Annotated in this window: 7 protein-coding genes and 1 pseudogene; 2 read left to right on the top strand and 6 right to left on the bottom strand. The window is 64.5% G+C overall.

Annotation, left to right across the window (positions count from 1 at the left end; translation table 11 throughout):
* Positions 1-198: 198 nt before the first annotated feature.
* The gene (locus CDO44_RS04335) at positions 199-978 is read right to left on the bottom strand and encodes a helix-turn-helix domain-containing protein (RefSeq protein WP_087779218.1); all 780 of its coding nucleotides are present in this window, start codon (positions 976-978) and stop codon (positions 199-201) included.
* Between the two features lie 123 nt (positions 979-1,101).
* Between CDO44_RS04335 and CDO44_RS04330 the strand changes: the two genes are divergently transcribed.
* Positions 1,102-1,473, top strand: coding sequence for a nuclear transport factor 2 family protein (locus CDO44_RS04330; protein ID WP_087779217.1), 372 nt, complete (start codon positions 1,102-1,104; stop codon positions 1,471-1,473).
* Between the two features lie 30 nt (positions 1,474-1,503).
* Here CDO44_RS04330 and dbpA read toward each other — a convergent pair whose 3' ends face one another.
* The 4 genes and pseudogenes from dbpA to CDO44_RS04310 all read right to left on the bottom strand — a co-directional run bounded on the left by dbpA (position 1,504) and on the right by CDO44_RS04310 (position 4,855).
* Positions 1,504-2,892 (bottom strand): ATP-dependent RNA helicase DbpA, encoded by a 1,389-nt coding sequence (dbpA, locus tag CDO44_RS04325; RefSeq protein ID WP_087779216.1) that lies wholly within the window; start codon positions 2,890-2,892, stop codon positions 1,504-1,506.
* A gap of 203 nt (positions 2,893-3,095) precedes the next feature.
* A pseudogene (locus CDO44_RS04320) lies at positions 3,096-3,779 on the bottom strand (sterol desaturase family protein); the annotation flags it as partial.
* A 102-nt stretch (positions 3,780-3,881) separates the two neighbouring features.
* Positions 3,882-4,646 (bottom strand): type I methionyl aminopeptidase, encoded by a 765-nt coding sequence (gene map / locus CDO44_RS04315; protein ID WP_087779215.1) that lies wholly within the window; start codon positions 4,644-4,646, stop codon positions 3,882-3,884.
* Entirely contained in the window at positions 4,643-4,855 is a 213-nt protein-coding gene (locus tag CDO44_RS04310; RefSeq protein ID WP_087779214.1) for a ParD-like family protein, read from the bottom strand. The genes map and CDO44_RS04310 overlap by 4 nt, the downstream gene beginning before the upstream one ends.
* A 154-nt stretch (positions 4,856-5,009) precedes the next feature.
* Here CDO44_RS04310 and CDO44_RS04305 point away from each other — a divergent pair, with 154 nt between their 5' ends.
* Positions 5,010-5,834: a helix-turn-helix domain-containing protein gene (locus CDO44_RS04305; RefSeq protein ID WP_087779213.1), complete on the top strand. Its 825-nt coding sequence runs from the start codon at positions 5,010-5,012 to the stop codon at positions 5,832-5,834.
* 17 nt (positions 5,835-5,851) lie between these two features.
* On the opposite strand, the gene CDO44_RS04300 is transcribed toward CDO44_RS04305, so the two are convergent.
* Complete coding sequence (locus CDO44_RS04300) at positions 5,852-6,307, bottom strand: hypothetical protein (RefSeq protein WP_198951297.1); 456 nt, start codon at positions 6,305-6,307, stop codon at positions 5,852-5,854.
* Positions 6,308-6,566 lie beyond the last annotated feature (259 nt).

The following is a 6,566-nucleotide window of genomic DNA, read 5'->3' as shown; positions in this document are numbered from 1 at the left end:
GCAGATTCGTCAGGCTGACGTTGCCGCGCTGTCGCGGCAAACAGTGCTCGATCTGCTGATATTGGGCTTCGGTGATTTCCATACCCGAAGTATACGAGCAAATTCATTTAGTGTGAACACGCCCTAGAAGAGTTGAGGTTTCAAGCAATCACGAAAAAGGGGGGTAAATGACGGCCCGAAGCCGGCTTTTTCCTTTGTTTACCCATGGGCCAGAAAGAAATCCCTGGTTTGGGCGTCGGCGGGAAAAAAACTTTCCAGGGTCAATTCCGCAAGGGTGACGTCGTGGGCGGTGCCGAATACCGTCGTGGTGGAAATCAGCGACAACACGGGGCCGCCGGGGATGCTCAGCATCAGGGGGACGGCGATACGCGCCGTTTGCGCCGGGGACGTCTTGCCGGCGGCCACGGGAATCGCGGCGAGTTCATCGTGCAGCGTCAGGAGCCCGGCGTTGCCGCTGGCGTTGAAATCGGCGCGCAGGCGGGCAAGCAGGTGGTGCCGCCATTCGGGCAGATTGGCGATGCGCGGCGCAAGGCCTTCGGGGTCCAGCGTCGCGCGCAGTACATTGACCGGCGGCGTGGTCAGACGGGTCGGCAGGCCCTCGAGCAGTTTCTGCGCGGGCCGGTTCGCGCGGACGAGATTCCAGGAGGGATCGACCACCAGGGCGGGGTAGGGGGCGCTGGCGTCGAGCACGGCCGAAATCGCCGTCAACGCGGGTTCCATGTCCGGATCGTCCAGCGTGCGCGCGTTGAAAACCGGCGCGTAGCCGCCGGCGACCAGCAGGCGATTGCGGTCGCGCAGCGGCATGGAAAGCCGTTCTCCAAGCCGCAGGAGAAGTTCGCGGCTGGCGCTGGCTCGACCGCTTTCGACGAAGCTCAGGTGGCGCGCGGACACGTCGGCATCCAGGGCGAGGTCGAGCTGGCTTTTGCCCCGGCGTTTGCGCCAGGCGCGGGTCAGGTCGCCGACTGTTTCGCTGCTCACGCATGACTCCTGTGATCGGGCTGCATCATATTGGCCTGTTGGCGAGAGATTACCTCGGAGGTAATCGACCGGTCTTTTTGTGCCGTCCATCATGCTTCCGGTCAACACCAGGAGAATGAAATCATGTCCGATCCGAAGATTGTCGCGCAGGCCTATCTGGAAACGTGGAACGGGGCGCCCAGCCACAGGCCCGCCGCCTTGTCCGCATGGCGTGCGGACGCGGTTTACACCGATCCGCTCATGTCGAGCAGGGGGCATGAGGCGTTGCGGACCATGATGGAGAGCGCCATGTCCCGGTTTCCTGGCCATCGTTTCGCGCTGGACGGCGAACCGGACGGGCATGGGCCTTTCGTCCGGTTCAGCTGGATCTTGCGCAATGGCGCCGAGGAAGCGATCGCCCGGGGAACCGACGTGGTCAGGCTGGACGAGAACGGCCGGATCGCAGAGGTAATCGGCTTCCTGGATGGCGCCGCCAAGCCATCGCAAGCCATGTGATCGCTTTCCGGCCACGCGGTCTGGGGGAGTTCAGAACTCCTCCAGAAACCGCATCCGGAACCGCCGCCCCTTGATATTGCCATTGGAAATCCGCGCAAATGCCTGTTTGGCAATTTGCCGGTCCAGCGCCACATAAGAACTGAATTCGGTGATATTGATTTTCCCGACCTGCTCGAAAGCCAGGCCGCCATCGCCGGTCAGTGCGCCCAGCAGGTCCCCGGGCCGCAGTTTGTCCTTTTTTCCCCCCTGGATGCACAAGGTGATCATGCGCGCCCGCAGCGGGCGATCGGCCTTGGCGCGCAGCGATTTGAGATCGCCCCATTTCAACGGCGAGCCCTGGTATTGCTCGATCAGATTGGCCCAGCGCATTTCCTCGGGCGAGCACAGGCTTAGCGCCAGCCCCTTCTGGTCGCCGCGACCGCTACGGCCGATGCGGTGGATGTGGACCTCGGTGTCCTTGGTGACGTCCACGTTGATGACGGCGCCCAGGTCCTGGATGTCCAGGCCGCGGGCGGCGACGTCGGTGGCGACCAGCACGGCGCAGCTCTGGTTGGCGAACTGGATCAGGATCTCGTCGCGATCGCGCTGTTCCAGGTCGCCGTTCAGCGCCTGGGCGCTGATGCCCTCGGACCGCAGGCGTTCGAGCAGTTCTTGGCTGCGGATCTTGGTATTGCAAAAGGCCAGCGTGGAGACGGGGCGAAAGTGCGCCAGCAAGGCGACGACGGCGTCCAGCCGTTCGCCTTCGTCGATTTCGTAGAAGACCTGTTCGATGCGGCTGGCGTCGTGCTGGGCCTCGACCTTGACTTCGGCCGGGTTGCGCAGGAAGCGGGCGCTGAGCTTGCGGATGTTGTCGGGGTAGGTGGCCGAGAACAGCAGGGTCTGGCGCTTGGCCGGGCAGTGCGAGGCGATGGCGACGATGTCGTCGTAGAAGCCCATGTCGACCATGCGGTCGGCCTCGTCCAGCACCAGGGTGTTCAGGGCGGACAGGTCCAGGCTGCCGCGTTCCAGGTGGTCCTGGATGCGGCCGGGCGTGCCCACGACCAGGTGGGCGCCGCGGGCCAGCGATTCGGCCTGGGGGCGGGCGGCTACGCCGCCGCATAGGGTCAGGACCTTGACGTTGGGAATCCGGCGGGCCAGCCGGCGCAGCTCCTGGGCGACCTGGTCGGCCAGTTCGCGGGTGGGGCAGACGACCAGCGCCTGCGGAACCAGGCGGTCGACGTTCAGTTTCTGCAGCACACCCAGGCCGAAGGCCGCGGTCTTGCCGCTGCCGGTCTTGGCCTGCGCGATCAGGTCGCGGCCTTCCAGGATGAGCGGCAAGCCTTGCGCCTGGATGGGCGTCATCTGGTGGAAGCCCAGGCTTTGCAGGTTGTCCAGCAGGGCGGGCAGGAGGGGGAGGGAGGTAAAGGGAGCGTCGGTCACGATGGAGCGGGTCGTTAGACCCGCGAAAGGCTGGATTGACCGACAGTGTATGCCGCGCCGCCGTCGGGCGAGCGTTCAAACGCGGTAATGGTGGGGATCATCGAAAGGCTCTCCAGGGATATTCGAGCTGCATGGCGACCACGTCGGCGGTGCGGGCGCCGTAGCGTCCGGCGATGGCTTGCAGCGTCCGGTCCAGCGCCTGCCATGAAGGTGAACTGGAACCCGTAGTTCCCGTTGAAGCAGGCATGGTGCAGATGATGCCGGCGGCTGGCGGCGAACCAATGGGCGTAGGACACCTCGGGAAAGAAATCGTAATTGGCGTGGCCGACGCAGTTGAAGAACAGGCTGAACAAAGGCACCGAAGCCAGCGACCAGAAGCTGAAGTCGTGCACCACCATGGGCAGCAGGATCACGTTGCCCAGCATCAGGGCCTCGACCGGATGGAAGCTGTACGTCGAGAACGGCGTGGTGACGATGGAGCGGTGGTGGGGGAGGTGGAAGCGGCGCAGGAGCTTCGTATGCAGCAGGCGATGATTGATCCAGAAGTGCACGTCGTTCCAGGCGACGAGGGCCAGGATTTCCAGCGCGATCTTCCAACCGCTGGCCGCCGGGTCGAGCCTGGCCCAGCCGAGCTGCAGCAAGCCCCAGGGAAAGATCATTCCCGTGCCGAACAAGAGGATGGACATGCCGGACTGGAACAGTTCCCGGCGCAACTGGCCAGGGGCCAACGGGCGGGGATCCAGCGGGCGGCCCAGGTCCAGCGCCGGCAGCAGGTGGCGGGTAAGCAGCCAGGTCAGCGCGCCGAACGCCAGATAGATGCCGCCGAAGAAAAGCAGGCCCACCAGCATGACCTGCAATGCCGATAGCTCCTGGAAGGCTTGGCCCATGAATTCTTGTCATTGATGCAAGGAAGGGCCATATGATAAGCAATATGCCGGTCCGGGCGTGCGGCTGCGATGCGAAGCGCAGCCAGGCGCCAGCCGTCTGGTTCAGCCCGGTCTTTCTTCCGGGCGCAGCGTCAAGACCCGCACGCCGGTCCGTGTCACGGCCACCGTATGCTCGAACTGGGCGGACAGGGTCCCGTCCCTCGTAACGACCGTCCAGCCGTCATCTTCGGTCCTGACCTCGGGGCGACCTTGGTTGATCATCGGTTCGATGGTGAAGACCATGCCTTCCCGCAACGGCAGCCCGCTGTGCGGCTTGCCCCAGTGCAGCACCTCGGGAGGTTCGTGCATTTCACGGCCAATGCCGTGCCCGCAATATTCCCTGACGACAGAGTAGCCTCGGCGCCGGGCATGGCGCTCGATGGCATGGCCCACATCCCCCAGCCGGGCGCCGGGACGAACGGCCTTGATTCCTTTCCACATGGCTTCATAGGCCACCTGCACGAGCCGCCTGGCCGATGGGGCGACTGCGCCGACGAGGTAGGTCTTGCTGGAGTCGGCGATGAATCCGTTTTTCTCCAGCGTGATGTCGAAATTCACGATATCGCCGTCCCGCAGAATATCCGCCGGGGACGGAACGCCGTGGCAGACCACGTGGTTGCGGGAGGCGTTCAATGCATAGGCATAGCCGTACTGCCCCTTGCTGGCCGGACGCGCGCGCAGTTCATGCACGATGAAGCGGTCGACCATGTCGTTGACCTGCATGGTCGACATGCCGATCAAGTTCATCTGGTCCAGGTAGCCGAATACCGTCGCCAGCAGTCTGCCGGATTCCGCCAACAACGCGATTTCTTCCGGCCGCTTGGTCATGTCGAAACGGCCCTGGCGGCTTGAGCCTCGACGCCGGCGGCCCGCAGTTCCCGCGCGACGATTTCATTGAAAGTCAGCGTCGGGTTCATTTCGCAGAGCATGCCGATCTTGATCCAGAAGGCAGCCTGGGCGTTGATGGACCGGCACGCTACCGCGCTCGCCTTGCGTAGCTGGTCGTGCAGATCGTCGTCAATGTTCACGATGCCCATGCGGCCCTCTAATATATGAAACGTATATAGATCATATTGCCTGTTGGCCGACGAAACAAGACCGGCGAGGGCGCCATGCGGCTTGGGTACGCAGGCTGGTAGCCGGCGTGGCCGCTATAGAATATTCATGACCTGAGATGAATGGTGTACGCCAATGGCCGCCCTGACGATCGATAGAAGCCTGGTCGATGCCTCTGACGGTCCCGTCGTGTTCGTCGTCGCAGGCCGCTGCCAGGACACCGAGTTTGCGCAGGGGCCGCATCGCCACGCCCGCGGGCAGCTTTTCGGGTCGCTGCAGGGGTTGTTGTCGGTCGGCGTCGAGGGCGGGGTGTGGGTCGTCCCGGCCATTCATGCCGTCTGGCTCCCGCCGCATCACGTCCATTCGGCCCGCTCCCACGGCCCCTTCAACGGCTGGAGCGCCTACATCGCGGAAGCGGCGTGCGGGACCCTGCCCAGGCGTCCTTGCACCTTGCGCGTGTCGGGGCTGCTGCGCGAGGCAGTCCTGCGGGCCAGCAGCTGGCCCATCGAACCACTCGACGAGGCGCGCGGGCATGTGGCGGCGGTCATCCTGGATGAGATCAGGAACCTTCCCGTCGAGACGTTCGGCCTGCCGCTGCCCAAGGAGGTCCGCCTGGAGCGCATTGCGCGCGCCCTGATCGACGATCCGGCCGATGCGCGCAGCCTGGAGCAGTGGGCGGAGTGGGGCGCGGTCAGCACCCGGACGCTCAGCCGCCGCTTCGTCGCCGAGACCGGATTCAACTTCACGGCCTGGCGACAGCGCGCCCGCCTGATGCGGGCGCTGGAACTGTTGGCGGCGGGGACGCCGGTGACGAGCATAGCCATCGAGTTGGGATATTCGACGGCCACGGCATTCATCAATCTTTTCAGGAAGACGTTCGGCGAGACGCCCGCGGTGTACCGGGAGCGTCTTCGCCCGGGGGCCGCTGCCACCGGCCACGGCGAACCAAACCGGGCTTGATCGAATCCGGGAACTCGTCACTCCTCCCGGGCCAGCAGTGCTTCGCCCTGGCGGATTGCCTCGTTTTCGTCGGAGGCGAAGGCGACCGCGAAGCCGAAAACCTTGCTGGCGGTGGCCGCCATCAGGCGTGCCGGCCCGGAAGTGGGCTTGCCGCGTTCGATGACGATCATCCCGCGGCACTGGCTGCGCAGGCGATCCTTGACCTTCTTGAAGAAGAGGGCCTTTTCCCGGCGTTCCTCGACGCTCTCGTCGTGGTGATCGTCGGGCGAGTGATCCGTCATGAGCACGAACGGCTGGCCCTTGTCGAGCAACCGTTGAAATTGCTCTTCGATGGAAAGGCCGGTTTCCACTTCCGGCCGAAGGAATACGAAGGGTGCGCGCGAGTCATCAACCAGCATTGCCGAGTTCCTGCCAAAGACGATGAAGGGAAAGCCCGAGCGCTTTCGACCAGTCGCTCGCAGCGGTTCCAGCATCTCACCCGCCCGGAACCGGCGCTCTCGCGCAGCCGCCAATCCGTAGTGCGCAGCCGCCATTCGGGGGGCCGGCCATCGCACAGCCGCGCCCGCCCGCCGTGACGCCGGCAGGCGGTTCGCGTCGCCGAAGCCGACCCATACTAAAATCAAACGAGTCGCTAGACGCCCCTGAACCTTCATTCTGGCCAGAGGCACCTCTCAAGCACCATGAGGAGAGCACGCCCGCGCTTTCGTCGCATACGGATTACGTGGAGCATTC

Source organism: Pigmentiphaga sp. NML080357, assembly GCF_002188465.1.
Taxonomy (GTDB): Bacteria; Pseudomonadota; Gammaproteobacteria; order Burkholderiales; family Burkholderiaceae_B; genus Pigmentiphaga.
The sequence above is the reverse complement of the archived record's forward strand: the minus strand, read 5'-3'. Positions and strand labels throughout refer to the sequence as shown.

What these genes read in the sequence shown, in the direction of transcription:
- CDO44_RS04330 (WP_087779217.1), top strand. Translation starts at nt 1,102, where the DNA reads ATGTCCGATCCGAAGATTGTCGCGCAGGCCTATCTGGAAACGTGGAAC.
- map (WP_087779215.1), bottom strand. Translation starts at nt 4,646, where the DNA reads ATGACCAAGCGGCCGGAAGAAATCGCGTTGTTGGCGGAATCCGGCAGA.
- CDO44_RS04310 (WP_087779214.1), bottom strand. Translation starts at nt 4,855, where the DNA reads ATGGGCATCGTGAACATTGACGACGATCTGCACGACCAGCTACGCAAG.
- CDO44_RS04305 (WP_087779213.1), top strand. Translation starts at nt 5,010, where the DNA reads ATGGCCGCCCTGACGATCGATAGAAGCCTGGTCGATGCCTCTGACGGT.
- CDO44_RS04300 (WP_198951297.1), bottom strand. Translation starts at nt 6,307, where the DNA reads ATGCTGGAACCGCTGCGAGCGACTGGTCGAAAGCGCTCGGGCTTTCCC.